Here is a 24,804-nt window from a genome sequence, read left to right as displayed (position 1 = left end):
TGTGTGCGCATGTGCCGCAGATTCAACCAGGTCCAGGCTCAGCGCAGCAGGGAGACCGGACGCGGTGTACCCGGCGGGGTGGGGTGCAGTGGCGGCAGCGGGGTCGCCAGGGTCGACAGGAGGGTCGGGCCCATGGGGGGCGCCGGCTCCCTGTCACGGACCTGCCTGTCACGGACCGAGGCATCGGCCACGGAGACCACCGGGCCGGGCCGGGAGGCGGGGACGGGCTGTTCGCCCCGCACGTTCGGCTCGGCGATCTCCATCGGCAGCGCACCGCCCAGGGCGAGCGCGGCCAGCGACACGGCTCCCGCCGCGACGTAGGCGAACCGGCGGCGCGGACGGCCGACTTCATGGATCCGGAAGCCCTGCTGCTGCGGCGGGAGGGCCGCGGGCGCCAGGGCGTACGCGAACGAGCCGAAGGGATCGGCCGCCTCATCGGCCGCGGGACCGGCGCCGCCCCCCGGACCGGCGGGTCCCATGGGGCCGCCGTCGGGACCGCCGCCCGGCAGCCCCTGCAACCGCGCCAGCAGCCCCGCGGACAGCGGCGGCGGCGCGCTCTCCACGAACATGCTCTTGAGCCGGCGCTGCGCGTCGGCCTCGGCCTTGCACTTGGCGCAGGTGGCCAGGTGGGCCAGCACCCGCTCGCGGGCGTCGTGGTTCAGCTCCCCGTCCACCAGGGCGGCGAGCCGGTCGCCCAGGTGCTGTTCGGCGGGGGACGGACTGACTCCGCTCACTCGGCTCCGCCCTCTCCCCCGGCGCCCGGCGCGCCCACCGCCACCCCCGCCAGCGCGCGCTGCTCCGCGCGGGCCTCGGGGGACCGGTGCTTGAGCGCCTTGCGCAGGTGCGAACGGCCCCGGTGGATGCGGCTGCGCACGGTGCCGAGCTTCACGCCGAGGGTGGCGGCGATCTCCTCGTACGACAGGCCTTCGATGTCGCACAGCACCACGGCCGCGCGGAACTCGGGCGCGAGGGTGTCGAGCGCCTGCTGGACGTCCGCGTCGAAGTGGGTGTCGTGCAGCACCTGCTGCGGGGACGGCTCGCGGCTCGGCAGCCGCTCGGCCGCGTCGTCGGCGAGGGCGTCGAAGCGGATCCGCTGCTTGCGGCGGACCATGTCCAGGAAGAGGTTCGTGGTGATGCGGTGCAGCCAGCCCTCGAAGGTGCCCGGCGTGTACGTGGACAGCGAGCGGAAGACGCGGACGAAGACCTCCTGGGTCAGGTCCTCGGCATCGTGCTGGTTGCCCGTCAGACGGTAGGCAAGGCGGTAGACCCGCGCGCTGTGCGTGCTGACGATCTCCTCCCATGAGGGAGGGGTCCACGCCTGGGAGCCCGCATCGGCGGCAAAGGTCGCGGTGGTTGCGGTGGCGGTGTGGAAGCTGTCAGCAATGTAGGTCACGGATTTCGGCTCGCCGGCCGACCAGAAGAGGCGTCTGAGCACGCCCCCACGATCCACAGGCGCAGCCGCACCTCCCCTGTCGGCTCTGGTGGTGTCCAGCGGAGTCCCTACCATAGCCACCCCCTCTGTCAGCTCCGGATAAGCCTTTTTGCAGTATCTTTACGCGGGTCTTAGGTCACAGAGCGGTCCCGGCTGTCGATCTGCCCGGCACCGTCCCTTCTGATCCCGTCTCCACCCTTCACAACGCCCGGTCCCATCTGCGGGTTCCCGACGCCAACGGATACAGTCACCGTTGCGCCAACTATGGGGACAGGAGAGGGTCATTACCGGCAACCGGCAGACGAGCTGGGCGTTCGCCGACGCGTTTGTCGCCGAGGACGACGCTCTGCGGTGGGCCCGCGACCGGTCCAGGGAAGCGGGCCTGCGCTCCGTCTCCCCCGGTACCGGGGCCGCGCTGCGCCTGCTGGCCGCCACCGCGGACGCCAAGGCGGTCGCCGAGATCGGCACCGGAACGGGCGTTTCCGGCATCCACCTGCTCCACGGCATGCGCCCCGACGGCGTGCTGACCACGGTGGATCCCGAACCGGACCGGCAGGCCTTCGCCCGCCAGGCCTTCCGCGCCGCCGGCTTCGCGGGCAACCGCGCCCGCTTCATCCCCGGCCGCGCCCTCGACGTACTGCCCCGCCTCGCCGACGGCGGGTACGACCTCGTCTTCTGCGACGGGGACCCGGCCGAGTCCCTCGACTACCTCGCTGAATCGTTGCGCCTGCTGCGCCCGGGCGGACTGGTGTGCTTCGAGGGGGTCTTCTCCGACGGCCGTACGGTCGACTCCGCGGCCCAGCCCGTGGAGGTGCTCCGCGTCCGCGAGCTGCTGCGCAGCGTCCGGGAGAGCCCGGCGCTGGAGGCGGCGCTGCTCCCGGTGGGCGACGGGCTGCTGTGCGCCGTGCGCCGCTGAACGAGTAGGCCCGGACGGGCCGTCAGCGCAGCAGGGCGAAGGCCAGGGCCGCCGTGCCGCCCAGCGCGGTCCCCGCGAGGACCTGGGCCGGGGTGTGCGCCTTCAGCACCAGCCGCGACCAGCCGACGGCGGCCGCGAGCAGGGCCGCGGGCAGCACCGGCGGCCCGAAGGCGAGCAGCAGGATCATCACGGTGCCGCCGGCCACCGACATGTGGATGGATATCTGCCAGCCGGCCGTCACCAGCAGGGAGGAGCCCAGGCCGACGAGCATCGCGACGACGAGCGCGAAGACGTCCGCCGGCGCGCCGAACCCGTACAGCAGCGTGATCCCGGCGGCGACCGAGACCAGGCTCAGCGCCATCGGGGCCATCCGCTGGCGCCGCACCCGTATGTGCTGGTCGGTCAGTGCCCCGCGCCGCACCCCGAACACGATGATCCCGACCGGGACCACCCCGCAGAACAGGGCGCCGAGCAGCCCCCAGCCGAGTCCGTTCCAGGACCCGGTGCTGCGCCGGCCGATCAGCAGGAGCAGGCCCACGACCAGGTTCGCCGGCGCCAGCGCGTCGGTGAGGATCCGGGCCGCCTTCTGGCGGGGGGTGCAGTCCGCGAAGGCGGGCGGGGCGGGCGGGGAAAACGTCACGGCACGACTCCGGCGGTCACGGTCCTGGACACAGCGCTGCCCCGGCCGCTCATCGTGATGAGCGGCCGGGGCAGCGCGGAGAACTCAGAATGCAGTTGGTGCCGACGGGTCAGCCGACGACCTTCTTCAGGGCGTCACCCAGGGCGTCCGCCTCGTCCGGGGTCAGCTCGACGACAAGCCGACCACCGCCCTCGAGCGGTACGCGCATGACGATGCCCCGCCCCTCCTTGGTGACCTCGAGCGGGCCGTCGCCCGTCCGCGGCTTCATGGCCGCCATGCTCGTTCCCCTTCCTGAAACCAGTTCATCGTCAGCCGACGGCCCCATTCAGGCGCCTAGTACCCGGCATCGAACACATTGCTTCCCGGCCATTATCCCGCATGTCAGGACCCGATGACCAACATCGCCGGTGAACGCTTCGGCAACGCGCTCGGCCAAAACCACTCATTTCGGGGACCCGCCTGCGATACTTCGCCCTCGCGCGGTGCGCTTTCTTTGACGCACATCACATGTGCGCGCGCCGCCCCGTCCGCCATGCTGACCCTTGCACCGGCCGGTACCGGCCGGTAGCCAAGCCCGCGACGAAGGGGGACCCCCTGCCATGGCCGACAGCGTGCTCTATGAAGTGACCGACGGACTCGCGACCGTCACGATCAACCGCCCGGACGCGATGAACGCCATGAACACCGAGGCCAAGGTCGCCCTGCGCGACGCGGTCCGGGCTGCGGCCGCCGACACCGCCGTGCGGGCCGTCCTGCTGACCGCGGCCGGCGACCGGGCCTTCTGCGTGGGCCAGGACCTCAAGGAGCACATCGGAAACCTCGCCTCGGACCGCGAGAGCGGCACCTCGCTGACCATGAGCACGGTCGCGGAGCACTACAACCCGATCGTCCGCGCCCTCACCGAGATGCCCAAGCCCGTGGTGGCCGGGGTGAACGGCGTCGCGGCCGGGGCCGGCTTCGGCTTCGCGCTGGCGGCGGACTTCCGGGTCGTCGCCGACACGGCCTCCTTCAACACCTCGTTCGCCGGGGTGGCGCTGACCGCCGACTCCGGGGTCTCGTGGACCCTCCCCCGCCTGATCGGCGCCTCCCGCGCCTCGGACCTGCTGCTCTTCCCGCGCTCGGTGAAGGCCCAGGAGGCGTTCGACCTCGGCATCGCCAACCGGCTGGTGCCCGCGGACTCCCTGCGCGCCGAGGCCGAGGCCGTGGCCCGCGCCCTGGCCGCCGGCCCGACCGTCGCGTACGCCGCGCTGAAGGAGTCCCTGGCCTACGGAGCCTCGCACTCCCTCGCCGAGTCCCTGGAGCACGAGGACGTCCTGCAGACCCGGGCGGGAGCCTCCGAGGACCACTCCATCGCCGTCCAGGCCTTCCTCGCGAAGCAGCCGCCGAACTACCTGGGCCGCTAGCGGTTCCGGCGGGCCGGGGGCCGTGCGCCCCCGGCCCGCCGCCTCACCAGGCGTCGAACCAGTCCCGTCCGGCGGCCCAGTACCCGACCCATTCGGCGAACCCGCCGTCGAAGGGCAGGGCCCCCTCACCGCTGATGAGCCAGAGGTGCCCTCGGTGCGCTCCGGTGACGACGAGGTGCCAGTACATGCCGCAGCCGTCGGTGCCGAGCACGATCGAGCCGTGGTCGAAGACGGGGGCGAGCCGCGCCTCGAACTCCTCGACCCCCTCGTCGTCGGGCCCGCCCTCGTCGTCCTCCCAGGGCCACGCCTCCGTCAGCGGGAAGGGCTCGGCGAGCACCCGCTCGGGGCGGCCGTGCCCCCAGTCGAGCGGCATGGCCGCCAGGGGCAGCAGCCCGTAGTGCGGCGGTCCGGCCGGGAAGCCGTCGCAGATCTCCGCGACGCACGTCCGGTACGGCTCGGGGAGCACGATCGCGTGCTCCTCCTCGAAGGCGCGTACGGCGTCCCAGCCGAGCGCCGGCGCGCCCGCGGCGAAGGCGGTCCGCAGCGCGGCCAGGTCGCCGGGGCGGGCGTGATCGTTGTCCATACGGCCTGGATACCAGCGGCCCGCCGGGCCGGATCAGGCGGGGTCGCGGGAGGCGCAGTCCGCCAGGTGGTCGTTGACCAGGCCGCAGGCCTGCATCAGGGCGTAGGCCGTGGTGGGGCCGACGAAGCGGATGCCGGCCTTCTTCAGCGCCTTGGCCAGCGCGGTGGACTCGGGCGTGACCGCCGGGACGTCGGTGAGCGTCCGCGGGGCGGGGCCGGGCTTCTGCGGGGCGTGCGACCAGATCAGCCGGTCCAGCTCGCCCGGCTCCCACCCGGCGAGCACCTTCGCGTTGGCCAGGGTCGCCTCGATCTTGGCCCGGTTGCGGATGATCCCCTCGTCTGCGAGCAGGCGCTCCGCGTCCGCCGGCCCGAACTCCGCGACCGCCGCGATCTCGAACGAGGCGAAGGCCGTACGGAAGCCCTCGCGCCGCCGCAGGATCGTGATCCACGACAGCCCCGACTGGAAGGCCTCCAGGCAGAGCCGCTCGTACAGCGCGTCGTCACCGTGGACCGGGCGGCCCCACTCGGTGTCGTGGTAGGAGACGTAGTCCTGCGTCGACAGGGCCCACGGACAGCGCAGCGCCCCGTCCGGGCCCGCGACGGCGACGCTCATCGCTCGCCGTGCTTCGTGAGGTCGACGTGGTCGGCCGGTACCGCGTCCTGCGGTTCGGCCGCGACATGGGCCGTCAGCTGCGCGATCCGCGCGTCACGCTCCGCCAGCTCCGCCGCCAGCCGCTCCAGTACGTCGTCCACCTCGGCCATCCGGTACCCGCGCGGCGCGACGGGCAGCCGCAGCGCGTCGATGTCCGCCCGTACGACGGGCCGGGTCTCCGGCAGCCCGTCGGCGACCCGGTCCGGCTCCGCTTCCGGCAGGACGGCCTCCGAGCCTCCGCCGATCACCGCCAGGGTGACCGCTGCCACGACCACGACCAGCGCGATCATCAAGAAGAAGAACACGATCACTCCCCTGAGAGACTCCGACCACCAGGTTAAGGTCGCAGATGAGGCGGGGGGGCCGCCGAAGGAGGAAAGAGCAGGATGCTGCGACTGGGCAGGCGCGAGTTCGACACCCACGAGCCGGTGATCATGGCCATCGTGAACCGGACCCCGGACTCCTTCTACGACCAGGGCGCGACCTTCCTCGACGAGCCGGCCCTGGACCGCGTCGAGCAGGCGGTCGCCGAGGGCGCCGCCATCATCGACATCGGCGGGGTCAAGGCGGGCCCGGGCGAGCACGTGGACGCGGCCGAGGAGGCGCGGCGCACGGTCGGCTTCGTCGCCGAGGTGCGGCGCCGCCACCCCGACGTGGTGATCAGCGTGGACACCTGGCGGCACGAGGTCGGCGAGGCCGTGTGCGAGGCCGGCGCCGACGTACTGAACGACGCGTGGGGCGGGGTGGACCCCAAGCTGGCGGAGGTCGCCGCGCGCTACGGCGCCGGGCTGGTCTGCACCCACGCGGGCGGGGTGGAGCCGCGCACCCGGCCGCACCGGACGGAGTACGAGGACGTCATGGCCGACATCCTGGAGGTCACGGTCGGCCTCGCCGAACGGGCCGCCTCGCTCGGCGTCCGCCGGGACGCGATCATGATCGACCCGGGGCACGACTTCGGGAAGAACACCCGCCACTCGCTGGAAGCCACCCGCCGCCTGGGCGAGATGACCGCGACGGGCTGGCCGGTGCTGGTCTCCCTCTCCAACAAGGACTTCGTCGGCGAGACCCTCGACCGCCCGGTCAAGGAACGCCTGTTGGGGACCCTCGCCACGACGGCCGTCTCGGCCTGGCTGGGCGCGCAGGTCTACCGCGTCCACGAAGTCGCCGAGACCCGGCAGATCCTGGACATGGTCGCCTCGATCCAGGGCCACCGACCCCCGGCGGTCGCCCGCCGCGGCCTGGCCTGACGCGCGCCCGGCCCCGGCGGCCCTGGCCCCTCGGGGCGCGGGAGTGGGGCCGCTGCGCGGGGCCTGTCGCCCACCCCCGCCCCTTCCCGAAACCGGGGCTCCGCCCCAGACCCCGCGCCTCAAACGCCGGCGGGGCTGGAGGGGGCCTGGCCGCCGGAGGCTACTTGCCGACTTCCTTCGTGACCAAGGCGATCGCCTCGTCCACGTCGTCCGTGACGTGGAAGAGGTAGAGGTCCTTCTCCGACGCCTTGCCCTGGGCGATCACCGTGCCCCGCAGCCAGTCGACCAGGCCGCTCCAGTACTCCGTGCCGAACAGCACGATCGGGAAGCGGGTGATCTTCTGCGTCTGGACCAGGGTCAGCGCCTCGAACAGCTCGTCCAGCGTGCCGAGACCGCCCGGCAGGACGACGAAGCCCTGGCTGTACTTCACGAACATCGTCTTGCGGACGAAGAAGTACCGGAAGTTCAGCCCGAGGTCGACGTGCTGGTTCAGGCCCTGCTCGAAGGGCAGCTCGATGCCCAGGCCGACCGAGATGCCGTTGGCCTCGCGGGCGCCCTTGTTGGCCGCTTCCATCGCGCCCGGCCCGCCGCCGGTGATCACCGCGAAGCCGGCGTCGACCAGCGCGCTGCCGATCCGTACGCCCGCCTCGTACTCGGGGGTGCCCGCCGCGGTGCGGGCGGAGCCGAACACGCTGATCGCGGGCGGCAGCTCGGCGAGCGTGCCGAAGCCCTCGATGAACTCCGACTGGATGCGCAGGACCCGCCAGGGATCGGTGTGCACCCACTCGGAGGGCCCGGCCGAGTCCAGCAGCCGCTGGTCGGTCGTGCTGCCCGCCTTGATCTGGCTCCGCCTCCTCAGCACCGGCCCGAGCTGCTGCTCCTCGGGCCGACGACGGGCGGAATTCTCGGGGTTGCCCATGATGTGCTCCCTCCTGCTGATCGTTGGATCAGGGTAGGCGCACGAAGGTGACGGGAAGCGGAATTCAGGCGGTCAGCCAGGCACGGAGTCGTTCCTCGCAGTGCAGGATCGCCTTCGTCTCCACGCGCTCGTCGACCTTGTGGGCCAGCAGCGCGTCGCCCGGGCCGTAGTTGACCGCCGGGACGCCCAGCGCGCTGAAGCGGGAGACGTCCGTCCACCCGAACTTCGGCATGGCGTGTCCTCCGACGGCCTCCATGAAGGCCGCGGCGGCCGGGTGGGAGAGGCCGGGCAGGGCGCCCGGGGAGGAGTCGTCGACCACGAACTCGGCGATGTCGCAGTCCGCGAAGACCTCCCGGACGTGGGCGAGGGCGTCGGCCTCGCTGCGGTCCGGGGCGTAGCGGAAGTTGACCGTCACCGTGCAGGCGTCGGGGATGACGTTGTTGGCGACGCCGCCCTCGATGCGGACCGCGTTGAGGCCCTCGTGGTACTCCAGTCCGTCGATGACCGGCCTGCGGGGCTCGTACGCCGCCAGCTTCGCCAGGATCGGGCTCGCGGTGTGGATGGCGTTGGAGCCCATCCAGCTGCGGGCGGAGTGGGCGCGCTCGCCCGTCGTGCGCAGCAGTACCCGCAGGGTGCCCTGGCAGCCGCCCTCGACCTCGGCGTTGGAGGGCTCGAGGAGCACCGCGAAGTCGCCGGTCAGCCAGTCGGGGTGGGCCTCGGCGACCTTGCCCAGGCCGTTGAGGTCGGCGGCGACCTCTTCCTGGTCGTAGAAGACGAAGGTGAGGTCGCGGTTCGGCTCGGGCACGGTGGCCGCGATGCGCAGCTGTACGGCGACACCGGACTTCATGTCGGTGGTGCCGCAGCCCCACAGGACGTCGTTCTCGTCGAGGCGGGACGGGACGTTGTCGGCGATCGGCACGGTGTCGAGGTGGCCGGCGAGTACGACGCGTTCGGCGCGGCCGAGGTGCGTACGGGCCACGACGTTGTTTCCGAAACGGTCCACGGTGAGGTGCGGAAGGGCGCGCAGCGCGTGTTCCACGAGGTCGGCGAGCACCTTCTCGTCGCCGCTCACGGACGGAATGTCGACGAGCCGGGCGGTCAGCTCGGCGGCGTCCAGGGTGAGGTCCAGCTCGGATTCGGACATGCCCCCGACCCTAACGCCCCGGGCTGTGGCGAACCTTCCACGTCCGGCCGGTGGACGCGTCATCTGGCTCAAGTACGGTGGGCCGCGTGTCCAAGAGCGATCATCCCCGCCCCCGTCGCCACCGCCGCCTGCTGCGCACCGCCGCCGGCCTGCTCGTCCTGCTCGCGGTGATCGGTTACTTCGCGGCCAAGCAGGACTCGACCGGGGGCCAGGGTGCGCCGCACTGCACGGTCCGCGCCGCCGGCGGCGGTGCGGGCGGTTCGTACTCGATGACCCCCGAGCAGGCCGGGAACGCGGCGACGATCGCGGTCGTGGGCACGGGCAAGCCGATGCCCGAGCGGGCGGTGACGATAGCGATAGCCACCGCGATGCAGGAGTCGGCGCTGCGGAACCTGGACCACGGCGACCGGGACTCGCTCGGCCTGTTCCAGCAGCGGCCCTCGCAGGGCTGGGGAACGCCGGCGCAGATCCAGGACCCGGTGTATTCGGCCGGAATCTTCTACGACCGTCTCAAGGAGGTCAGGGGGTGGGCGCGGCTGCCGCTGACCGAGGCCGCGCAGCAGGTCCAGCTCAGCGGCTTCCCGCAGGCGTACGCGAAGCACGAGCCGGACGCGACGCTGCTCTCGGCGGCGTTCACGGGCGCCGCGCCGGGGACGCTGACCTGTACCGGTCCCGCCCCGCGGCCCGGGTCCGGCGATCCGGAGAAGGTGAAGGCGGAGCTGACCCGGGTGTTCAAGGGCAAGGCGGCGCCGATGCTCGGGCCGGCGTCCTCGCTGGGCCGCTCGGGGCAGGTGGACTCGAACGAGGCCACCGTGCCGGTGGCGGACAAGAGCGGCGCGGTCAACCGGCAGCGCGGCTGGGAGCTCGCGCACTGGGCGGTCGCGAACGCCGCCGAGCTCAACATCTCGCGCGTGGCCTACGACGGCAAGGCGTGGCTCGCGGGCGAGAACAAGGGCCGCTGGGTCGACAGGGCCCCGGTCAAGTCGGGGGCCGGCGACCCGCTGGGCGCGGGCCCGGGCGAGGTCCGGATCTTCGTGGCCCGCTGAGCGCGGTGACCCGCACGACCCACTGGCCGGTCAGCCCGTAACCCCCGGGGCCGGTGCCGGACGGCCCGCCGGCCGGTGACCTCCGGGGCCGGTCACGCGTGCGAAGGGTCACCCCTGCGGGGGTGACCCCGCGGTCGGGCCGGTGCCCCTCGGCACCGACAGAAGTGCTGGTCGGCGCGCATTCAATGGGCTTTTCGCGGAAGCGGATTAAACGATGCGTTACTGATCCTTTACCCGGCGGCTCCGCAACTCCTCCCGCCCCCCGAGCGGTTGTACACGGCGTACTCAGCCGCTACCGCTTAGGAGCATCATGTCCCTCCCCCTGACCCGTCGGATCGCCCGTGCCGCGCTGCTCGTCGCAGCCGGGACAGCGCCCGTGGTCGGTGCGGCCGGCGCGGCCAGTGCCGCCGGCCTGGAGCCCGTGCAGCAGCTGGGCGCCCTGACCGCCCCGGACACCGCCGACGCCGCCGCGACGGCCGCGGACACCGCCTCCGCGGCCGCGGACACGGCCGGCCAGGCCGTCCCGGGCGCCGACGCGGTCGCCAAGCCGGGCGGCCTGCTCGGCGGGCTGCCCGTACCGGGCGCGCAGGAGCTGGGCTCGCTGCCCGGGGGCCTGCCGGGTGGGCTTCCGGCCGGGCTGCCGGGTGGCCTGCCGACCGGGCTGCCGCTCGGCTGATCTGCGTACGACCGCAGGACCGCCGAAGGGGCCGGGAGCACGAACTCCCGGCCCCTTCGGGCATGTACGGACGGATCCGGCGCGGGCTCAGCCCGCGAGGCGCTTGACCGCCGCCTCGACCCGCTCGTCGGTGGCGGTGAAGGCGACGCGCACGAAGTTCGCGCCCGCCTCGCCGTAGAAGTCGCCGGGCGCGACCAGGATGCCCAGCTGCGCGAGGTGGGCGACGGTGTCCCAGCAGGGCTCGTCCCGGGTCACCCACAGGTACAGGCTGGCCTCGCTGTGCTCGACCCGGAAACCGTGCTGCTCCAAGGCCGTGCGCAGCGCCGCGCGGCGGGCCGCGTAGCGCACGCGCTGCTCCTCGACGTGCGCGTCGTCGCCGAGCGCGGCCACCGTGGCGGCCTGCACGGGCGCCGGGGTCATCATGCCGCCGTGCTTGCGGATCTCCAGCAGCTCGCCGAGGACCGCCGCGTCACCGGCGATGAAGGCCGCCCGGTAGCCGGCCAGGTTGGAGCGCTTGGACAGGGAGTGGACGGCGACGATGCCCTCGTACGAGCCGCCGCAGACCTCGTCGTGGAGGACGGAGACGGGCTCGGCCTCCCAGCCCAGCTCCAGGTAGCACTCGTCGCTGAAGATCAGGATCCCGTGCTCGCGCGCCCAGGCCACGATCCGGATGAGCTCCTCCTTGGCGAGGACCTTCCCGGTGGGGTTGGACGGGGAGTTGAGCCACAGCAGCTTCACGCCGGCCGGGTCGAGCTCGGTCGGGTCGTCGTAGACGACGGCTTCGGCGCCGCACAGCCGGGCGCCGACCTCGTACGTCGGGTAGGCGAGCCGCGGGTAGGCGACCTTGTCGCCTGCCCCGAGGCCCAGCTGGGTCGGCAGCCAGGCCACCAGCTCCTTGGAGCCGACGACCGGCAGGACGTTGCGGTGGCCGGCCGCGCTCGCGCCGAGGCGGCCGCGCAGCCAGCCGGTGATCGCGTCGCGCAGGGCGGGCGTGCCCCACACGGTCGGGTAGCCCGGGGAGTCGGCGGCGCCGATCAGGGCCTGCTGGATCAGCTCCGGGACCGGGTCCACGGGGGTGCCGACCGACAGGTCGACGATGCCGTCAGCGTGGGCCGCCGCCGTGGCCTTGTAGGGCTCCAGCTTGTCCCAGGGGAAGGCGGGAAGACGGTCGGATACTGCGGCCACGGTGGTCTCTGCTCTCTCTGGGTGCTGGACGCGAAGGTCGGGAAACACCTCGGTCCCGTCCGGCGGCTGGCCGTACGGGACCGAGTGGCGCTCGTGCCGTGAACCCTCAGTGAGAAGGGTTGATGTCGGCGGGAAGCGCCGCGATGAAGGGGTGATCGCGCTCGATCAGGCCCAGCTTGGAGGCACCACCGGGCGAACCGAGCTCGTCGAAGAACTCGACGTTCGCCTTGTAGTAGTCCTTCCACTCCTCCGGGGTGTCGTCCTCGTAGAAGATGGCCTCGACCGGGCAGACCGGCTCACACGCGCCACAGTCGACGCACTCGTCCGGGTGGATGTACAAGGACCGCTGGCCCTCGTAGATGCAGTCGACGGGGCACTCTTCGATGCATGCCTTGTCCTTGACGTCGACACAAGGCTCCGCGATGACGTAGGTCACGCTCTCGTTCCTCCTCGGTAGGGCTGTCCATATCGCGCGGGAGCGCGGCGTCGTCGATGCCCGCACCTAGTATCTCCGTTCCCGGGCACGATCCGAACAGGAGGGGCGGACAGAGCTGTGGAATTCACTGCGGGCGGACTGCTGGAGGTTCGCATCACCCCGGCTGACGTGGGTAAACGAGTCTCTGTACGACGGGTGGAGGGCGCACTGAGTGGATCACCCGAGTTCACCGACACGGTAGGTGTTCTCACATCCTGGGACCAAGGTGTGCTGCTGATCACACGAAAGAACGGCCAATCCGTCCGCATCGCGGAATCCTCGCTGGTCGCGGGCAAGGTGGTGCCCCCGGCGCCCGCCCGCAGGCGGGGTCCGGCGGCCTCCTTCGAGGAGCTTGCGCGGGTCTCGGCGCGCGCCTGGCAGCCGCTGGAGAGCGAGCCCCTGGGCGAGTGGACGCTGCGGGCCGCCGCCGGTTTCACCCGGCGCGCCAATTCCGTGCTGCCGCTCGGCGACCCGGGGATACCGCTGGACGATGCACTCGCGCGAGTGACCTCCTGGTACGCGCAACGAGGGCTTCCGGCCTATGTGCAGACCGCGACGGGGGCCGCCGGCACGCAGGAGCTGCTGTGCGCGGAGCTGGAGCGCCGGGGCTGGGTGTCCGAGGTGTCGGCGGAGGTACGGATCGGGGCGCTGGCCCCCGTGGCCGACGTCGAGGCGCCCGCCGCCGATGCCGTACGTCTGACCCGTGTCCCGGACGAGGCGTGGCTCGGGCTCTACGGCAAGGTCGCCGACCCGGACCTGGCGCGCCGGATGCTGGTCGAGGGGCCGTCGGTGTGGTTCGCGGCGCTGCCGGACGGCCGGGCCATCGGCCGGCTGGTGGTCGACGGGCGGTGGGCCGGTTTCGCGGCGGTCACGGTCGATCCGGAGCACCGCCGGGAGGGCCTGGCGACGGCCGTGATGGCCGCGCTGGCCCGCAAAGCCCTGGAGGAGGGCGCGTCGGCGGCGTGGCTCCAGGTGGAGACGGACAATGCGGAGGCGCTGGCGCTGTACGACCGCCTCGGCTTCGCGACGCACCACGCGTACCACCACTACCGTTTCCGGGCGGTGTCGTGACGTCCTCCTGGCGGGAGCAGTTCGCGGCGGAGGCGCGGGCGGAGCGGCCGGACCTGGCGGTGCTGTGCCTGCTGCTGGCGGCGGAGGCGGACCCGGACCTCGACGAACGCGTCATGGACTGGGCGCAGATCGAACTGGACCGGCTCGCCGGGATGCTGCCGTACGGGCTGCGGGGCGCGCGGGAGTGGGCCTCGGCGGTCACGGAGCTGCTGGGCGGCCGGCTCGGCTTCCACGGCACCCCGGCCGACTACGACCGGCTGTCGTCCTCGCTCCTGCACGAGGTGCTGCGGCGCCGCCGCGGCCTGCCGATCCTGTTGTCGGTGGTGTGGCTGGAGGTCGCCCGGCGGGCGGGGGCGCCGGTGTACGGGCTGGGGCTGCCGGGGCACTTCGTGGTGGGCTTCGGCGACCCGGAGGAGGGTGTCGTCGTCGACCCGTTCGCGGGCGGCGCGTCGCTGGGCGCGGGCCCGGCGGAGCTGGCCTCGGGGCCGCGGGAGGCGGCCCGCACGCTGGACATCGTGCTGCGCATCCTGAACAACATCCGGGCGTGGGCGTCGGCCCGCCCCGAGCACTCGGGGGTCGCCCTGTGGGCGCTCGAGCTGTCGCTGCTGCTGCCGTCGCATCCGGCGGCGCTGCGGTACGACCGGGCGCGGCTGCTGGTTGAGCGGGGCTCCTTCCAGGAGGGGGCGGCCGAGCTGGAGGCGTACGCGGAGGTGGTGTCCGTGATCGACGCCGATGCCGCGGCGAGGATACGGGCCGAGGCCGCGGCGGCGCGCGCCTTGCTGAACTGACCGGCCCGCCGGTTCCGCTGCGCGGGGCCTTCCCCCACCCCGCCCCTTCCCGCAGTACCGATATGCGGCTCCGCCGCGTGGGGGGCTCCGCCCCAGACCCCGCGCCTCAAACGCCGGCGGGGCTGAGATGCCGCTGCGCGGCACCCTGGGCTCCGCCCAGACCCGCTCCTCAAACGCCGGAGGGGCTGGATTCGCTCCCGTAGGCCGCCATGTGCGGCTGGATCGCCCGCCGCGCAATTCCGGTGCCGCCGGGCGAAAATCCAATGCCGCCGGGCGAAAATCCAGCCCCGCCGGCGTTTGAGGCGCGGGGTCTGGGGCGGAGCCCCAGGGGGCGGGTGCGGCTAGAGCCAGCCCTTTTCGCGGGCCGTGCGGACCGCCTCGGCGCGGTTGCGGGCCGCCAGTTTTTGGATGGCCGTCGAGAGGTAGTTGCGGACCGTGCCCTGCGAGAGGTGCAGCCCGGCCGCCAGCTCCGCGTTCGTCGCACCGGATTCGGCCGCCCGCAGGACCTCCCGTTCGCGCTCGGTGAGCGGGTTCGCGCCCTCCGCGAGGGCCGCCGCCGCCAGGGTGGGGTCGATGACCCGCTCCCCCTCCAGGACCTTGCGGACGGCCGCCGCCAGCTGCGCGGCCGGCGCGTCCTTGACCAGGAAGGCGGAGGCGCCCGCCTCCATCGCGCCGCGCAGGTAGCCGGGGCGGCCGAAGGTGGTCAGGACGACGATCCGGATCGACGGGAGGGCCGCCCGCAGGGCCGCCGCCGCCTCGATGCCCGTCATCCCCGGCATCTCGATGTCCAGCAGCGCCACGTTCACGTCGTGCGCGCGGGCCGCCGCCACCACCTCGTCGCCGCGGGCGACCTGGGCGAGCACCTCGATGTCCGGCTCCAGCCCGAGCAGCGCGGCAAGGGCCTCGCGGACCATCGACTGGTCCTCCGCCAGCAGGATGCGGATGGGGCGTGGGCTCATGACCGCGATCCTAGGGGGACCCGGGCGACCAGGCGGAAGCCCGTTTTCCCGGCCGGTCCCGCCGGGCCCGCGGACAGGCTGCCGCCGACGGCCTCCAGGCGTTCCGTCAGGCCCGTGAGGCCGTTGCCGGGGCTGCTCGGGCCCCCCGAGCCGTCGTCCCGCACCGTCAGTTCCGCCACCGGCCCCTCCAGGGTCTGCGCCGTTCCCAGGGTGACCGCGCACCGCTTCGCACCGCTGTGCCGGACCACGTTCGTGACCGCCTCGCGCAGCGACCAGGCCAGGGCGGACTCCTGTTCCTCGGTCAGTTCCCCGGGCAGGTCCACCGGGTCCCCGAGGGGGAGCACCGCCACCACCCCGGCGGCGGCCAGCGCGGTCCGCGCGCCCGCGAGTTCGCCGGGCAGGGTGGGCCGCCGGTAGCCGCTGACGGCCTCGCGTACGTCGACCAGCGCCTGCCGGCTGACCCGCTCGATGTCCGCGACCTGCTGGGCGGCCGCCTCCGGCTGCCCCGGCAGCATCCGCCCGGCCAGCTCGCTCTTGAGCGTGATCAGGGACAGCGAGTGGCCGAGCAGGTCGTGCAGGTCGCGGGCCATCCGCAGGCGTTCCTCGTTGGCGGCGAGCTGCGCCACCGTGGCCCGCGCCTGGCGCAGTTCGATGGTGGTGCGGATCATCGCGCCGACGCCGATCATCGCGAAGCCGCCCATCAGGGCGGGGATCAGCAGGCCCGCCAGGTAGGCGGTCCCGCCGGGCACCGCGAGGGCCACGGCCGTCATCAGAGCGGCCGCTCCCGGGACCGTCCAGCGGGCGACCCGCGCGGGGAGCGCGGCGCCCGAGGAGATGGCCACGTACACGAAGAGCACGAGCCATTCGCGGCCCAGGGTCAGGGACAGGACGGTGGCCTGCGCGGCGAGCACGGCCAGGGAGACCAGGACCCGCGCCACCGCCATCTGCCGGACGGTGCGGAAGACGAGCACCAGGTACCAGGCGACGAAGGCCACCAGGCCCAGCGCGCCGAGGATCCTGGGCCCGGTGGCGTGCCCGCCGCTGATCAGGTCGGTGACGGGCGCGCTCAGGTAGAAGAGCCAGATGCCGATCCAGGCGGCCTTCACCAGCTGCTGGCGCAGGGTCAGCGGCTTCACGCCGATCCCGACGCCGGGGGCGGCCTCGTCGTCCTTCGTCACAGCCACGGCGTCACGCCTTCAGGGAGTCCTTGCGGTACAGCCAGGCGGCCGCACCGGTGAACAGTACGAAGTACACCGCGAGGATCGCCACGTCCTTGGCCTGGGGTGCGCCGCCGAGCTCGATGGCCTGGCCGAGGGCGGCGTAGGCGTGGGTGGGGAGCCAGTCGGCGATGCTCTGGAGCCACTGCGGGAAGTTCGCGGTGGGCATCCACAGGCCGCCGAGGATCGACAGGCCGAAGTAGACCAGCATGGTGAGGGGGCGGACGCTGTCCCCGCTGACGAGGTACCCGAGGGCGACGCCGAGCGCCGCGAAGACGAGGCTGCCGGCCCAGATCGCCCCGGTGAGGGCGAACCACTGCCAGGCGTCGAACCGTACGGCCTTCACGCCCGCCGCGACCGCGAAGACGACCAGGATCGCCGGGAGCGAGAGCACTCCGGCGCCGGCGGTCTTGGCGAGGACGTAGCCGCGGCCGGGGAGGGGGGTCAGCCGCAGCTGGCGGACCCAGCCCTTCTCGCGTTCCTTGGCGATGCGCTCGCTGTTGCCCATCAGGACGGCGGTCAGGGCGCCGAAGGAGGCCATGGCGACCATGTAGAAGGCGGGCATGGTCAGTTCGGTGCCCATGACCTTGGTGGTGCCGTCGAGGGTGCCGCCGAGCATCAGGAACAGGGCGGCCGGATAGAGGATGGTGAAGAACAGGTACTTCTTGTTGCGCAGGGCGCGGACGATCTCCAGCTTGATCAAGGCGTTCACTTCGCGGCCTCCTCGGCCTCGGTGAGGGCGATGAAGGCCTGTTCCAGGCCGAGGCCCGCGACCTCCAGATTGCGGGGGTAGAGCCCCAGCGCGTACAGGGCGTGGACGGTCGCGTCGGCGTCGCGCGACTGGATCCGTACGGTGTCGCCGTGCTGTTCGAAGGACGACAGGAACGGCAGCGCGCGCAGGGCCGCGGTGTCGGCGGGGCCGGTCAGGTCGAAGGAGATCTTCCGGGCGCCGGCCTTCGCCTTGATCTCGGCGGCGGTGCCGTCGGCGAGCACCCGGCCCTTGGAGAGGACGATCACGCGGTCGGCGATCGCGTCGGCCTCTTCCAGGTAGTGCGTGGCGAAGAGGACGGCGCGGCCCTGGTCGGCCTGTTCCCGCATGGTGGCCCAGAAGGCCTGGCGGGAGGTGACGTCCATGCCGGTGGTCGGCTCGTCGAGGACGATGAGGTCGCTGTCGCCGACCGTGGCGAGCGCGAAGCGCACCCGCTGCTCCTGGCCGCCGGAGAGCTTGTCGACCTTGCGGCCGGCGATCTTGTCGATGCCGGCCCGGGAGAGCACCTGGTCGACGGGGTGCGGCCGGGGGTGCAGGGCGCAGCCGAGCGCCACGATCTCCCGTACGGTCACCTCCTCCATCAGGCCGCCGCTCTGGAGCATCGCGCCGACCCGGCCGGCGGCCACGGCCTCGCGCGGGGTGCTGCCGAAGATCCGGACGGAGCCGGAGTCGGCCGGTCGCAGGCCGAGGAGGAGGTCGAGGGTGGTGGACTTGCCGGCGCCGTTGGGGCCGAGGAGCGCGACGGTCTCGCCCGGGTGGAGCGCGAGGGAGAGGCCGTCGACCGCCCGGACCGTGCCGTAGCTCTTGGTCACGTTCTCGAAGCTCACCACGGTGTCGGTGGCGGGCTGCGCGGTGCGTGTCGCGGTCGTCGTCATGTGTCGAGCTTCGCCGGTACGGGGTGCCGCGCGGCAGTGTCGACCGTCGTGAGCGCCGGATGACGGATGTCATGCCGTGGACGTGACGGCGCCCCCGTCCCGGGATCCGGGGCGGGGGCGCGGTCGCGGTCGCGAGCGGGTGTCTGCCTAGCTTGCGTTGGTGTCGATGACCACGGTGCGCTCGGCGGTGGTCTTGCCGCGCAGGGCCTTGGTGAGGGCGCCGGCCACGTCCTGCGGGGTGACGGCGGTCTTGTCGCCGGTGCCCCGGGTGATCAGGACCCCGTCGAAGGTGTTCCCGTACGTGGCCTTGAGCGCGTCGAGGTCGAACTTCTCGACGAGGTGGCCGTCCACGGGCTGCATGCTGAGGATCTTGGGCAGGGACTTGGGGCCGAAGGCGATGGACTTGGCGCCCACCTTCACGATGGCGTTGGCGGACATCGCGGGCTCCGCGAACTCCTTCATCGCCCGGTCGATCTCGGCCTGGTCGATGGTCGGCGCCTTGGTGGTGACGGGCAGCTCGGGGGCGGTCGCATTGCCACTGGCGACCATGTCGTGGAAGGCCTTGGCGACGAGGGCGACGGAGGCGTCGACGTCGAGCGCGGTTCCGGGCTTTCCGGGGACGGCCACGGCCTTGCCCGTGTCGAACTTGATCGTCGCCTCGGTGGCGGTGCCGGAGGTGGCGGCGATCTCCTGGAGGGCTACCCGGAGCTTCTCCTCGTCGACCGGCATCACCGGCTCGGCGACGCGCTCGTTGCCGAGGAGCGAGCCGATGACGGTGATGGGGTTGTAGTCGCTGCCCGCCGCGTTGCGGACGGTGGTCTGGCTGTCGAGGCTCAGGCCGGCCTTCTCGGGCTTCAGCTCGACCTGCTTGCCGCCGACGCTGACCTGGAGCGGGGCGGTGGCGCGGGTACCGAAGGCCGTCTGGAGCTTGGCCACGGCCTCGTCGCGGCTGCCGCTGATGTCGGCGCCGAGGACGGTGGTGCCCTTGGGGACGTCGGAGTGGTTCAGGAGCAGGCCCGCGCCGTAGGCCACGCCGAACAGGGCGACGACCGCGCCGCCGAGCAGGACCACCTTGGAGCGGCCCTTCTTCTTGGCGGGGGCGGGCTTCGCCGGCGCCGGCGTGGGCTTCGCCTGGCTCTGGCCGGGCACGGGGCGGGGGAGGGCCGGGGTGGAGGCCCGTTCGCGCACCGGGGACGGGGTGTCCAGGCCGGGGCCGGGCCAGCGGGGCGGCTCGCCGACGCCGGGGCCGCCGAGGAGGCCGGGCACGGGGCCGCTGCCGAAGCCGGGTCCGGCGGTGGGGCCGGCGGGGGTGAAGTCCCCGGGCATCGGAGCGCCGGGCATGGACGCGCCGGGCGCGGGGGCTCCGGGCAGGGAAGCGCCGGGCATCGGGGCGCTGGGCATCGGGGCGCCGGGTGCGGGGACGCCCGGCAGGGGCGCGCCCGGCAGCGGGCCGCCGACGCCGGGCACCGGTTGGGCCGGGGCGAAGCCGTTGCGCAGGTCCGGACCGGGCGCGGCGGGAGGCGCGGGCGGCTGCGCGTAGCCGCCGCCCGGCATGCCCGCGCCCGGCATGGCCGGGGCCGGCATGCCCGCGGCCGGCGGGACGGGCGCGTGCGGCGCCATCGGGCCGGGGGCCGAGGCCCCGGCGGGCCGGGACGGCAGCTGGGCCGGCTGCGGTGCGGGCGCGGGGGCGGCCTGCGGGGCGGGCGCCTTGCGGGGGGCGAACCAGTTGCTGGCCGTCTCGGCGGGTTCGGCGGCGGGCTCCGGCTCGGCCTCGATCCGGGTCGGCTGCGGCTTCGGCCGCGGCGGGAGGGCCGGCTGGCCGGCCCTCGGGGCCTGCGGGGCCCCCGGGGTGCGCGGCGGCGCGGGGTCGGGCGTCTGCTGCTGCGGTCCGGTGTCCTCCGAACCGGAGCCGGGGCCCACCGGCTTGCGCACGACCACGGGCGGGATCGGCCGCGAACCCGGGATGTTGATCCGGATCCGGGTCGTCAGCGTGGTCTCGGTCTTGGGTCCGTCGGAATCGGGCGTGGACGGGTTCGAAGTCACAGGGTTCTCCTCCGGGGACTGGCCGGTTCCATACGGCGGCGTACCCGAGGGGTAGGCGGCTCCACCGGACCGCTTGGGCCCGGAGGACGAACTGTCGGTTTCACGACTCAAGGCAGGTTCTCCCGGTTGGCTCCGCCGCCCGTCATACCGTGCGCGGGCAGCTCGGCGGCCCGTCCACCATACTGGCCGCCGCCCGGGCGCAACTGACCGCCGGGATTCAGTGGTTCCGCGGAGCCCCCGCCGAACGCCCCTCGGGCGCCCCGCGAGCCCCCCGTACGCCCCTCCGCGGAGCCCTCTACGGAGTCCGACCCCACGTCACTTGACGGGCCGTCCGGCCGGAACCGACCCCTGCGCCGGGTCGCGCATCGTGGCGCAGATCACAGCAAGGACCGTTCCACCCAAAAGGTAGGCGTACGTGCCGATTCCGGACGAACTCAGCAGGAAGTCGCCCTCGGGGCGCGGGACACCGAGCATCACGTACGAGAGGAACCAGCCGACCGCGGCCCCGCCCACCCCGAGCCCGACCCCGAGGGCGATGCGGCCGCCGAAGAACAGTCCGAAGACGGCCAGCAGCGCGAGCACCAGTCCGCCGGGGAACCACAGGTCCACCACCAGCCAGCCGGCCAGGCCGGCCAGCACGCCGAGGACCAGCAGGCCCAGGCAGCCGGCGATCCGTCCCGAGGTCAGCGCCGCGGTCATGCCCCGACCCCCGCGAACAGGTCGTGCTCGCGCTCGCCGGCCGGGGCTCCCGGCTCGCCCGCGACGAGTTCGTAGTACTCGCGGATGAACAGCGGCTGGGCCAGGTCGTTGGAGAGGGCGAAGAAGGGCCCGTCCACGGCGATCTGGGTCGCGTGGGCGCGCATCGCGGCCGCCTTCGCCTCCACGAGGTCCTTGGGGGCCTCGATCTCGGCGGTGATCCGCTCGTCGGGGACCACCCCGGGTACGTCCTGCGGGGACGCGATCCCCGGGAAGGGCGACTCGGCTCCGGCGGCGCGCAGTTCGGCGAAGCCCGCCTCGACCACCGAGAGCGGGACGCGGTTCCAGTAGACCTTCGCGATCCGGTGCGGCGCGCCGAGGTCGCGCCGGTAGGCACCCTCCGCGGCCAGCTCGGCGGCGCGGGTGGCGACCCGGTGGGCCTGGATGTGGTCGGGGTGCCCGTACCCGCCGTCCGGGTCGTAGGTGACGAGCACCTGCGGGCGCACCTCGCGGATCACCTCGACGAGGTAGGCGGCGGCCTCGTCCACGTCGGCGGACCAGAAGGCCCCGGGGCGGTCGTTCTGCGGGACGCCCATCATCCCGGAGTCCCGGAAGCGGCCGGGGCCGCCGAGGAACCGGTGGTCGGTGACGCCGAGTTCCGCCATGGCGTCGGCGAGCTCGCCGACGCGGTGGGCGCCCAGGGTGTCGTCGCGGTCGGCCGCCAGGTGGGCGAGGCCGGGCGGGATGACCTCACCCTCCTCGCCGAGGGTGCAGGTCACCAGGGTGACGTGGGCGCCCTCGGCCGCGTACTTGGCCATGGTGACGCCGTTGTTGATCGACTCGTCGTCCGGGTGCGCGTGCACGAGGAGCAGCCGACGGGCGGGAAGACCGTTCATGGGCCCACCCTACGAGGGAACCTCAGAACTTGAGGCCACTGATCATGCTCGCCACGTTGGACGTGAGCTGGCTGAGGGTCGGGGCGATGGTGGAGCTCGCCAGGTAGAAGCCGAGCAGTACGCAGACCACCGCGTGTCCCGCCTTCAGGCCCGACCGGCGGACCAGCAGGAAGACGACGATCGCCAGCAGCACCACGGCCGAGATCGAGAGTGCCACGGCGGTTCACCTCCACGTCGAGCGGACATCGGTAAGTGCGTTCGTACTCGGCAGGAGTCATACCCACCGTCCGCTACGGATCATAACTATCCGTACCAGCGCATCGATCGAATTCCGGCAGCACGAGGGGCGCACGCCGCGCATGGGCTGGGTCACATGGAAGGCCGGCCGGAGAGCCTCTTCGCCCCTCCGGCCGGCTGTCGGCACCCGCACGGCCGCACGTCACACAGGCTGCATGCCCCAGATCTCGGGGCAGAAACGGTCAAGTTGCCCCCGTGTTAAGCGAGTTGCGCCTACGGGCTCCCCACCCGCACCGACCGGCCGGGCGTGGCCGGAAATGATCGCTCCCCCGGGCGTGCGGCGCGGCGGGGCGCATTCGGCTGGATCCGCTCGGCCGTGCGCCCCGAACAGCCGCCCTGCGCCGGGCCACGCGCCCCCTGGAGTGATCCAACCGCTGGTGTACTGCCCGGCATGACAGAGGAACAGCGCTGCGCGGTCGTGCGGACCGGCGGCTACGAGGGAATCCAGGGCGGCACGTTCGGGGCGGGTGTCAGCGCCCAGTCCGTGGGGGCGCGCGGGCTGTGCCTGCACCGGCTGGTGATGCCCGCGGGCAGCCGCGGCCGGCCGCACCTGCACGCGGGCCACGAGTCGGCCATCTTCGTCGAGTCCGGCCGGGTCGAGGTCTGGCACGGGGAGGAGCTCGCCGAGCACGTCGTGCTGGGAGCCGGCGACTACTTCTACATCCCGCCGGACACCCCGCACCTGCCGGTGAACACGGGGGCCGAGGACATGGTGTGCGTGGTGGCCCGCACCGACCCGGACGAGCAGGAGGGCGTGAAGCTGCTCGCCCTCCCCGACTGGCTGGAGACCCGCATCGGCACGCTCCCGGTCGGCGCCGGCTGAGCGCAGCCTAGGCCGTCTCCTCCGGCGGTGCGGTCGACGGCGGGACCACCTGCTTCTCCGCCGCGAAGTGGCAGGCCGAGGGGTGCGCCGCCGGGCCCGAGGGGAAGACGGCGGGGACCGCGAGCAGCGGGACCTCCGCCGTGCAGCGCGGCTGGGCCTTCCAGCAGCGGGTGCGGAAGGGGCAGCCCGACGGCGGGTTGGCCGGGGACGGGACGTCGCCGCTGAGGATGATCCGCTCGCGGTGGGCGCGGGCCTCCGGGTCCGGGACGGGCACCGCCGACAGCAGGGCCTGGGTGTACGGGTGGGTGGGGTGGTCGTAGATCTGGGTGTCGGAGCCGATCTCCACGATCCGGCCCAGGTACATCACGCCGACCCGGTCGGAGATGTGCCGGACGATCGACAGGTCGTGCGCGATGAAGACGTAGGACAGGTTGAAGTCGCTCTGGAGCCGCTCCAGCAGGTTGACCACCTGGGCCTGGACGGAGACGTCGAGCGCGGAGACCGGCTCGTCGGCCACGATGATCTCGGGCTGGAGGGCGAGGCCGCGGGCGATGCCGATGCGCTGGCGCTGGCCGCCGGAGAACTGGTGCGGGTAGCGGTTGATGTACTCCGGGTTCAGGCCGACCACGTCCAGGAGCTCCTGGACCTTGCGGCGCCGGTCGCCCTTCGGGGCGACCTCGGGGTGGATCTCGTACGGCTCGCCGATGATGTCGCCGACCGTCATGCGCGGGTTGAGCGAGGTGTACGGGTCCTGGAACACCATCTGGATGTTGCGGCGGACGGCCTTGAGGGCCTTGCCCGACAGCTTCGTGAGGTCCTCGCCCTTGTACGAGATCGCGCCCGCCGTCGGGCGTTCCAGATTGACCAGCATCTTGGCGACGGTGGACTTGCCGCAGCCGGACTCGCCGACGATGCCCAGGGTTTCGCCGGCCCGCAGCTCGAAGGAGACCCCGTCCACGGCCTTGACCGCGCCGACCTGCTTGCGGAAGACGATGCCCTGGGTCAGCGGGTAGTGCTTGACCAGGTCCTTCACTTCCAGCAGGGACTCAGCCATGGAGGCACTCCTTCCAGAAGTGGCAGGCGCTGGTCCGCTCCTCGGGCGACTCGGGCGACTCGGGCGACCTGGTCACCTCGTACAGCGGCGGGACGTCGGTGCGGCACACGGCCTGGGCCATCGGGCAGCGCGGGTTGAAGGCGCAGCCCGGCGGGATGTCGAGCAGGTTGGGCGGCAGGCCCTTGATCGCGTAGAGCTCCTGGCCCTTCTGGTCCAGGCGCGGGATCGAGTCCAGCAGGCCGCGGGTGTAGGGGTGCGCGGGCGCCTTGTAGATGGAGTGGACGGCGGCCGCTTCGACGATCCGGCCCGCGTACATGACGGCGATCTTGTCGGCCACGTCGGCGACGACGCCCAGGTCGTGGGTGATCAGGATGAGGCCCATGTTCAGCTCGCGCTGGAGCTCGGCCAGCAGGTCCATCACCTGCGCCTGGACGGTGACGTCGAGGGCCGTCGTCGGCTCGTCGGCGATGATCAGCGCGGGCTCCAGGGCCAGCGCCATGGCGATCATGATGCGCTGGCGCATGCCGCCCGAGAACTGGTGCGGGTAGTCCCCCACCCGCGCCTTCGCCGCCGGGATCTTCACCCGGTCCATCAGCTCGACGGCCTTGGCCTTGGCATCCTTGCGGGACAGCCCGCGGTGCACCTCGTACATCTCGCCGAGCTGCGCGCCCACGCTCAGCACGGGGTTGAGGGAGGACAGCGCGTCCTGGAAGATCATGGCCATCCCGGCGCCGCGGACCTTGCGCCGTTCGTCCTCCTTCATCTTCAGGAGGTCCTTGCCCTTGAACAGGATCTCGCCGCTCGTGATGCGGCCCGGGGGCATGTCCAGGATGCCCATCACCGCCTGGGCGGTCACCGACTTGCCGGAGCCGGACTCGCCGAGCACGGCGAGGGTCTCGCCCTCGGCCACCGAGTAGTCGACACCGTTGACCGCCTTCGCGACTCCGTCGCGCGTCTTGAATTCCACGTGCAGGTCGCGGACTTCGAGCAGCATGTGCG

Annotated in this window: 29 protein-coding genes; 8 read left to right on the top strand and 21 right to left on the bottom strand. The window is 73.0% G+C overall.

Annotation, left to right across the window (positions count from 1 at the left end):
* Positions 1-38: 38 nt before the first annotated feature.
* Complete coding sequence (locus tag AB0O21_RS17570; RefSeq protein WP_365172008.1) at positions 39-734, bottom strand: zf-HC2 domain-containing protein; 696 nt, start codon at positions 732-734, stop codon at positions 39-41.
* Positions 731-1,507, bottom strand: a complete 777-nt coding sequence (sigE, locus tag AB0O21_RS17565) for an RNA polymerase sigma factor SigE (protein ID WP_365172006.1) — start codon at positions 1,505-1,507, stop codon at positions 731-733. The genes AB0O21_RS17570 and sigE overlap by 4 nt, the downstream gene beginning before the upstream one ends.
* A gap of 178 nt (positions 1,508-1,685) precedes the next feature.
* On the opposite strand from sigE, the gene AB0O21_RS17560 reads away from it, so the two are divergent.
* Positions 1,686-2,348, top strand: coding sequence for a class I SAM-dependent methyltransferase (locus AB0O21_RS17560; protein ID WP_355414762.1), 663 nt, complete (start codon positions 1,686-1,688; stop codon positions 2,346-2,348).
* A 22-nt stretch (positions 2,349-2,370) separates the two neighbouring features.
* Here the strand turns inward: AB0O21_RS17560 and AB0O21_RS17555 are convergent, their stop codons facing one another.
* Together AB0O21_RS17555 and AB0O21_RS17550 are read right to left on the bottom strand one after the other, a co-directional pair.
* Positions 2,371-2,988: a hypothetical protein gene (locus AB0O21_RS17555; protein WP_365172003.1), complete on the bottom strand. Its 618-nt coding sequence runs from the start codon at positions 2,986-2,988 to the stop codon at positions 2,371-2,373.
* Positions 2,989-3,097: 109 nt separating this feature from the next.
* The gene (locus AB0O21_RS17550; protein WP_003966491.1) at positions 3,098-3,265 is read right to left on the bottom strand and encodes a DUF3117 domain-containing protein; all 168 of its coding nucleotides are present in this window, start codon (positions 3,263-3,265) and stop codon (positions 3,098-3,100) included.
* A gap of 322 nt (positions 3,266-3,587) precedes the next feature.
* On the opposite strand from AB0O21_RS17550, the gene AB0O21_RS17545 reads away from it, so the two are divergent.
* The gene (locus tag AB0O21_RS17545; RefSeq protein WP_365172001.1) at positions 3,588-4,391 is read left to right on the top strand and encodes an enoyl-CoA hydratase-related protein; all 804 of its coding nucleotides are present in this window, start codon (positions 3,588-3,590) and stop codon (positions 4,389-4,391) included.
* Positions 4,392-4,434: 43 nt separating this feature from the next.
* Here AB0O21_RS17545 and AB0O21_RS17540 read toward each other — a convergent pair whose 3' ends face one another.
* From AB0O21_RS17540 to AB0O21_RS17530, 3 genes are read right to left on the bottom strand one after another with little or no spacing between them, the layout of a single operon-like run.
* Positions 4,435-4,974 (bottom strand): SMI1/KNR4 family protein, encoded by a 540-nt coding sequence (locus AB0O21_RS17540; protein WP_365171999.1) that lies wholly within the window; start codon positions 4,972-4,974, stop codon positions 4,435-4,437.
* A gap of 33 nt (positions 4,975-5,007) precedes the next feature.
* The gene (locus AB0O21_RS17535) at positions 5,008-5,586 is read right to left on the bottom strand and encodes a DNA-3-methyladenine glycosylase I (protein WP_365171997.1); all 579 of its coding nucleotides are present in this window, start codon (positions 5,584-5,586) and stop codon (positions 5,008-5,010) included.
* Positions 5,583-5,936 carry a DivIVA domain-containing protein gene (locus AB0O21_RS17530; protein ID WP_365171995.1) on the bottom strand — a complete coding sequence of 118 codons (354 nt, stop codon included), beginning with the start codon at positions 5,934-5,936 and terminating at the stop codon, positions 5,583-5,585. The genes AB0O21_RS17535 and AB0O21_RS17530 overlap by 4 nt, the downstream gene beginning before the upstream one ends.
* A gap of 75 nt (positions 5,937-6,011) precedes the next feature.
* Here AB0O21_RS17530 and folP point away from each other — a divergent pair, with 75 nt between their 5' ends.
* The gene (gene folP / locus AB0O21_RS17525; RefSeq protein WP_365171994.1) at positions 6,012-6,872 is read left to right on the top strand and encodes a dihydropteroate synthase; all 861 of its coding nucleotides are present in this window, start codon (positions 6,012-6,014) and stop codon (positions 6,870-6,872) included.
* A gap of 160 nt (positions 6,873-7,032) precedes the next feature.
* On the opposite strand, the gene AB0O21_RS17520 is transcribed toward folP, so the two are convergent.
* Together AB0O21_RS17520 and dapE are read right to left on the bottom strand one after the other, a co-directional pair.
* Positions 7,033-7,791: a TIGR00730 family Rossman fold protein gene (locus AB0O21_RS17520; RefSeq protein WP_365171992.1), complete on the bottom strand. Its 759-nt coding sequence runs from the start codon at positions 7,789-7,791 to the stop codon at positions 7,033-7,035.
* 64 nt (positions 7,792-7,855) lie between these two features.
* Positions 7,856-8,935 (bottom strand): succinyl-diaminopimelate desuccinylase, encoded by a 1,080-nt coding sequence (dapE, locus tag AB0O21_RS17515; RefSeq protein ID WP_365171990.1) that lies wholly within the window; start codon positions 8,933-8,935, stop codon positions 7,856-7,858.
* An 86-nt stretch (positions 8,936-9,021) separates the two neighbouring features.
* Here dapE and AB0O21_RS17510 point away from each other — a divergent pair, with 86 nt between their 5' ends.
* A complete protein-coding gene (locus tag AB0O21_RS17510; protein WP_365171988.1) occupies positions 9,022-9,981 on the top strand; it encodes a hypothetical protein in 960 nt (319 codons plus the stop codon).
* 310 nt (positions 9,982-10,291) lie between these two features.
* Entirely contained in the window at positions 10,292-10,657 is a 366-nt protein-coding gene (locus tag AB0O21_RS17505; RefSeq protein WP_365171986.1) for an ATP-binding protein, read from the top strand.
* Between the two features lie 87 nt (positions 10,658-10,744).
* Here AB0O21_RS17505 and dapC read toward each other — a convergent pair whose 3' ends face one another.
* Both dapC and fdxA read right to left on the bottom strand, forming a co-directional pair.
* Positions 10,745-11,842, bottom strand: coding sequence for a succinyldiaminopimelate transaminase (dapC, locus tag AB0O21_RS17500; protein WP_365171984.1), 1,098 nt, complete (start codon positions 11,840-11,842; stop codon positions 10,745-10,747).
* A gap of 106 nt (positions 11,843-11,948) precedes the next feature.
* Entirely contained in the window at positions 11,949-12,278 is a 330-nt protein-coding gene (gene fdxA, locus AB0O21_RS17495; RefSeq protein ID WP_030868357.1) for a ferredoxin, read from the bottom strand.
* Between the two features lie 117 nt (positions 12,279-12,395).
* On the opposite strand from fdxA, the gene AB0O21_RS17490 reads away from it, so the two are divergent.
* A complete protein-coding gene (locus AB0O21_RS17490; RefSeq protein WP_365171982.1) occupies positions 12,396-13,388 on the top strand; it encodes a GNAT family N-acetyltransferase in 993 nt (330 codons plus the stop codon).
* Positions 13,385-14,176: a transglutaminase-like domain-containing protein gene (locus AB0O21_RS17485; protein ID WP_365171980.1), complete on the top strand. Its 792-nt coding sequence runs from the start codon at positions 13,385-13,387 to the stop codon at positions 14,174-14,176. The genes AB0O21_RS17490 and AB0O21_RS17485 overlap by 4 nt, the downstream gene beginning before the upstream one ends.
* Before the next feature lie 341 nt (positions 14,177-14,517).
* Here the strand turns inward: AB0O21_RS17485 and AB0O21_RS17480 are convergent, their stop codons facing one another.
* The 8 genes from AB0O21_RS17480 to AB0O21_RS17445 all read right to left on the bottom strand — a co-directional run bounded on the left by AB0O21_RS17480 (position 14,518) and on the right by AB0O21_RS17445 (position 21,848).
* The gene (locus tag AB0O21_RS17480; protein ID WP_365171978.1) at positions 14,518-15,135 is read right to left on the bottom strand and encodes a response regulator transcription factor; all 618 of its coding nucleotides are present in this window, start codon (positions 15,133-15,135) and stop codon (positions 14,518-14,520) included.
* Positions 15,132-16,319, bottom strand: coding sequence for a sensor histidine kinase (locus AB0O21_RS17475; RefSeq protein WP_365171976.1), 1,188 nt, complete (start codon positions 16,317-16,319; stop codon positions 15,132-15,134). The genes AB0O21_RS17480 and AB0O21_RS17475 overlap by 4 nt, the downstream gene beginning before the upstream one ends.
* A gap of 4 nt (positions 16,320-16,323) precedes the next feature.
* On the bottom strand, positions 16,324-17,064 hold the full coding sequence (locus AB0O21_RS17470) for an ABC transporter permease (protein ID WP_365171974.1): 741 nt from the start codon (positions 17,062-17,064) through the stop codon (positions 16,324-16,326).
* Positions 17,061-17,996 carry an ABC transporter ATP-binding protein gene (locus AB0O21_RS17465; RefSeq protein WP_365171972.1) on the bottom strand — a complete coding sequence of 312 codons (936 nt, stop codon included), beginning with the start codon at positions 17,994-17,996 and terminating at the stop codon, positions 17,061-17,063. The genes AB0O21_RS17470 and AB0O21_RS17465 overlap by 4 nt, the downstream gene beginning before the upstream one ends.
* 147 nt (positions 17,997-18,143) lie before the next feature.
* Positions 18,144-20,039, bottom strand: a complete 1,896-nt coding sequence (locus AB0O21_RS17460; protein WP_365171970.1) for a peptidoglycan binding domain-containing protein — start codon at positions 20,037-20,039, stop codon at positions 18,144-18,146.
* A gap of 315 nt (positions 20,040-20,354) precedes the next feature.
* Positions 20,355-20,738 carry a DUF6113 family protein gene (locus tag AB0O21_RS17455; RefSeq protein ID WP_365171969.1) on the bottom strand — a complete coding sequence of 128 codons (384 nt, stop codon included), beginning with the start codon at positions 20,736-20,738 and terminating at the stop codon, positions 20,355-20,357.
* Positions 20,735-21,631: an N-acetyl-1-D-myo-inositol-2-amino-2-deoxy-alpha-D-glucopyranoside deacetylase gene (gene mshB, locus AB0O21_RS17450; RefSeq protein ID WP_365171968.1), complete on the bottom strand. Its 897-nt coding sequence runs from the start codon at positions 21,629-21,631 to the stop codon at positions 20,735-20,737. The genes AB0O21_RS17455 and mshB overlap by 4 nt, the downstream gene beginning before the upstream one ends.
* Before the next feature lie 22 nt (positions 21,632-21,653).
* Positions 21,654-21,848 (bottom strand): hypothetical protein, encoded by a 195-nt coding sequence (locus AB0O21_RS17445; protein ID WP_053677094.1) that lies wholly within the window; start codon positions 21,846-21,848, stop codon positions 21,654-21,656.
* Positions 21,849-22,319: 471 nt separating this feature from the next.
* Here AB0O21_RS17445 and AB0O21_RS17440 point away from each other — a divergent pair, with 471 nt between their 5' ends.
* Positions 22,320-22,751 carry a cupin domain-containing protein gene (locus tag AB0O21_RS17440; protein WP_365171967.1) on the top strand — a complete coding sequence of 144 codons (432 nt, stop codon included), beginning with the start codon at positions 22,320-22,322 and terminating at the stop codon, positions 22,749-22,751.
* 7 nt (positions 22,752-22,758) lie between these two features.
* Here AB0O21_RS17440 and AB0O21_RS17435 read toward each other — a convergent pair whose 3' ends face one another.
* Together AB0O21_RS17435 and AB0O21_RS17430 are read right to left on the bottom strand one after the other, a co-directional pair.
* On the bottom strand, positions 22,759-23,805 hold the full coding sequence (locus AB0O21_RS17435) for a dipeptide ABC transporter ATP-binding protein (protein WP_365171966.1): 1,047 nt from the start codon (positions 23,803-23,805) through the stop codon (positions 22,759-22,761).
* A complete protein-coding gene (locus tag AB0O21_RS17430) occupies positions 23,798-24,799 on the bottom strand; it encodes an ABC transporter ATP-binding protein (RefSeq protein WP_365171964.1) in 1,002 nt (333 codons plus the stop codon). Before AB0O21_RS17430 ends, AB0O21_RS17435 begins: the two co-directional genes overlap by 8 nt.
* Positions 24,800-24,804 lie beyond the last annotated feature (5 nt).

Origin of the sequence: Streptomyces sp. NPDC091371 (genome assembly GCF_040684275.1) — a bacterium.
Classification (GTDB): domain Bacteria; phylum Actinomycetota; class Actinomycetes; order Streptomycetales; family Streptomycetaceae; genus Streptomyces.
Note: the sequence above shows the minus strand (reverse complement) of the source record. Positions and strands in the feature narration are given on the sequence as shown.

Coding starts and splice junctions, on each gene's coding strand:
- sigE (WP_365172006.1), bottom strand. CDS start 1,507: ATGGTAGGGACTCCGCTGGACACCACCAGAGCCGACAGGGGAGGTGCG.
- AB0O21_RS17550 (WP_003966491.1), bottom strand. CDS start 3,265: ATGGCGGCCATGAAGCCGCGGACGGGCGACGGCCCGCTCGAGGTCACC.
- AB0O21_RS17545 (WP_365172001.1), top strand. CDS start 3,588: ATGGCCGACAGCGTGCTCTATGAAGTGACCGACGGACTCGCGACCGTC.
- AB0O21_RS17540 (WP_365171999.1), bottom strand. CDS start 4,974: ATGGACAACGATCACGCCCGCCCCGGCGACCTGGCCGCGCTGCGGACC.
- AB0O21_RS17535 (WP_365171997.1), bottom strand. CDS start 5,586: ATGAGCGTCGCCGTCGCGGGCCCGGACGGGGCGCTGCGCTGTCCGTGG.
- folP (WP_365171994.1), top strand. CDS start 6,012: ATGCTGCGACTGGGCAGGCGCGAGTTCGACACCCACGAGCCGGTGATC.
- AB0O21_RS17520 (WP_365171992.1), bottom strand. CDS start 7,791: ATGGGCAACCCCGAGAATTCCGCCCGTCGTCGGCCCGAGGAGCAGCAG.
- dapE (WP_365171990.1), bottom strand. CDS start 8,935: ATGTCCGAATCCGAGCTGGACCTCACCCTGGACGCCGCCGAGCTGACC.
- AB0O21_RS17505 (WP_365171986.1), top strand. CDS start 10,292: ATGTCCCTCCCCCTGACCCGTCGGATCGCCCGTGCCGCGCTGCTCGTC.
- AB0O21_RS17480 (WP_365171978.1), bottom strand. CDS start 15,135: ATGAGCCCACGCCCCATCCGCATCCTGCTGGCGGAGGACCAGTCGATG.
- AB0O21_RS17465 (WP_365171972.1), bottom strand. CDS start 17,996: ATGACGACGACCGCGACACGCACCGCGCAGCCCGCCACCGACACCGTG.
- AB0O21_RS17455 (WP_365171969.1), bottom strand. CDS start 20,738: ATGACCGCGGCGCTGACCTCGGGACGGATCGCCGGCTGCCTGGGCCTG.
- mshB (WP_365171968.1), bottom strand. CDS start 21,631: ATGAACGGTCTTCCCGCCCGTCGGCTGCTCCTCGTGCACGCGCACCCG.
- AB0O21_RS17440 (WP_365171967.1), top strand. CDS start 22,320: ATGACAGAGGAACAGCGCTGCGCGGTCGTGCGGACCGGCGGCTACGAG.
- AB0O21_RS17435 (WP_365171966.1), bottom strand. CDS start 23,805: ATGGCTGAGTCCCTGCTGGAAGTGAAGGACCTGGTCAAGCACTACCCG.
- AB0O21_RS17430 (WP_365171964.1), bottom strand. CDS start 24,799: ATGCTGCTCGAAGTCCGCGACCTGCACGTGGAATTCAAGACGCGCGAC.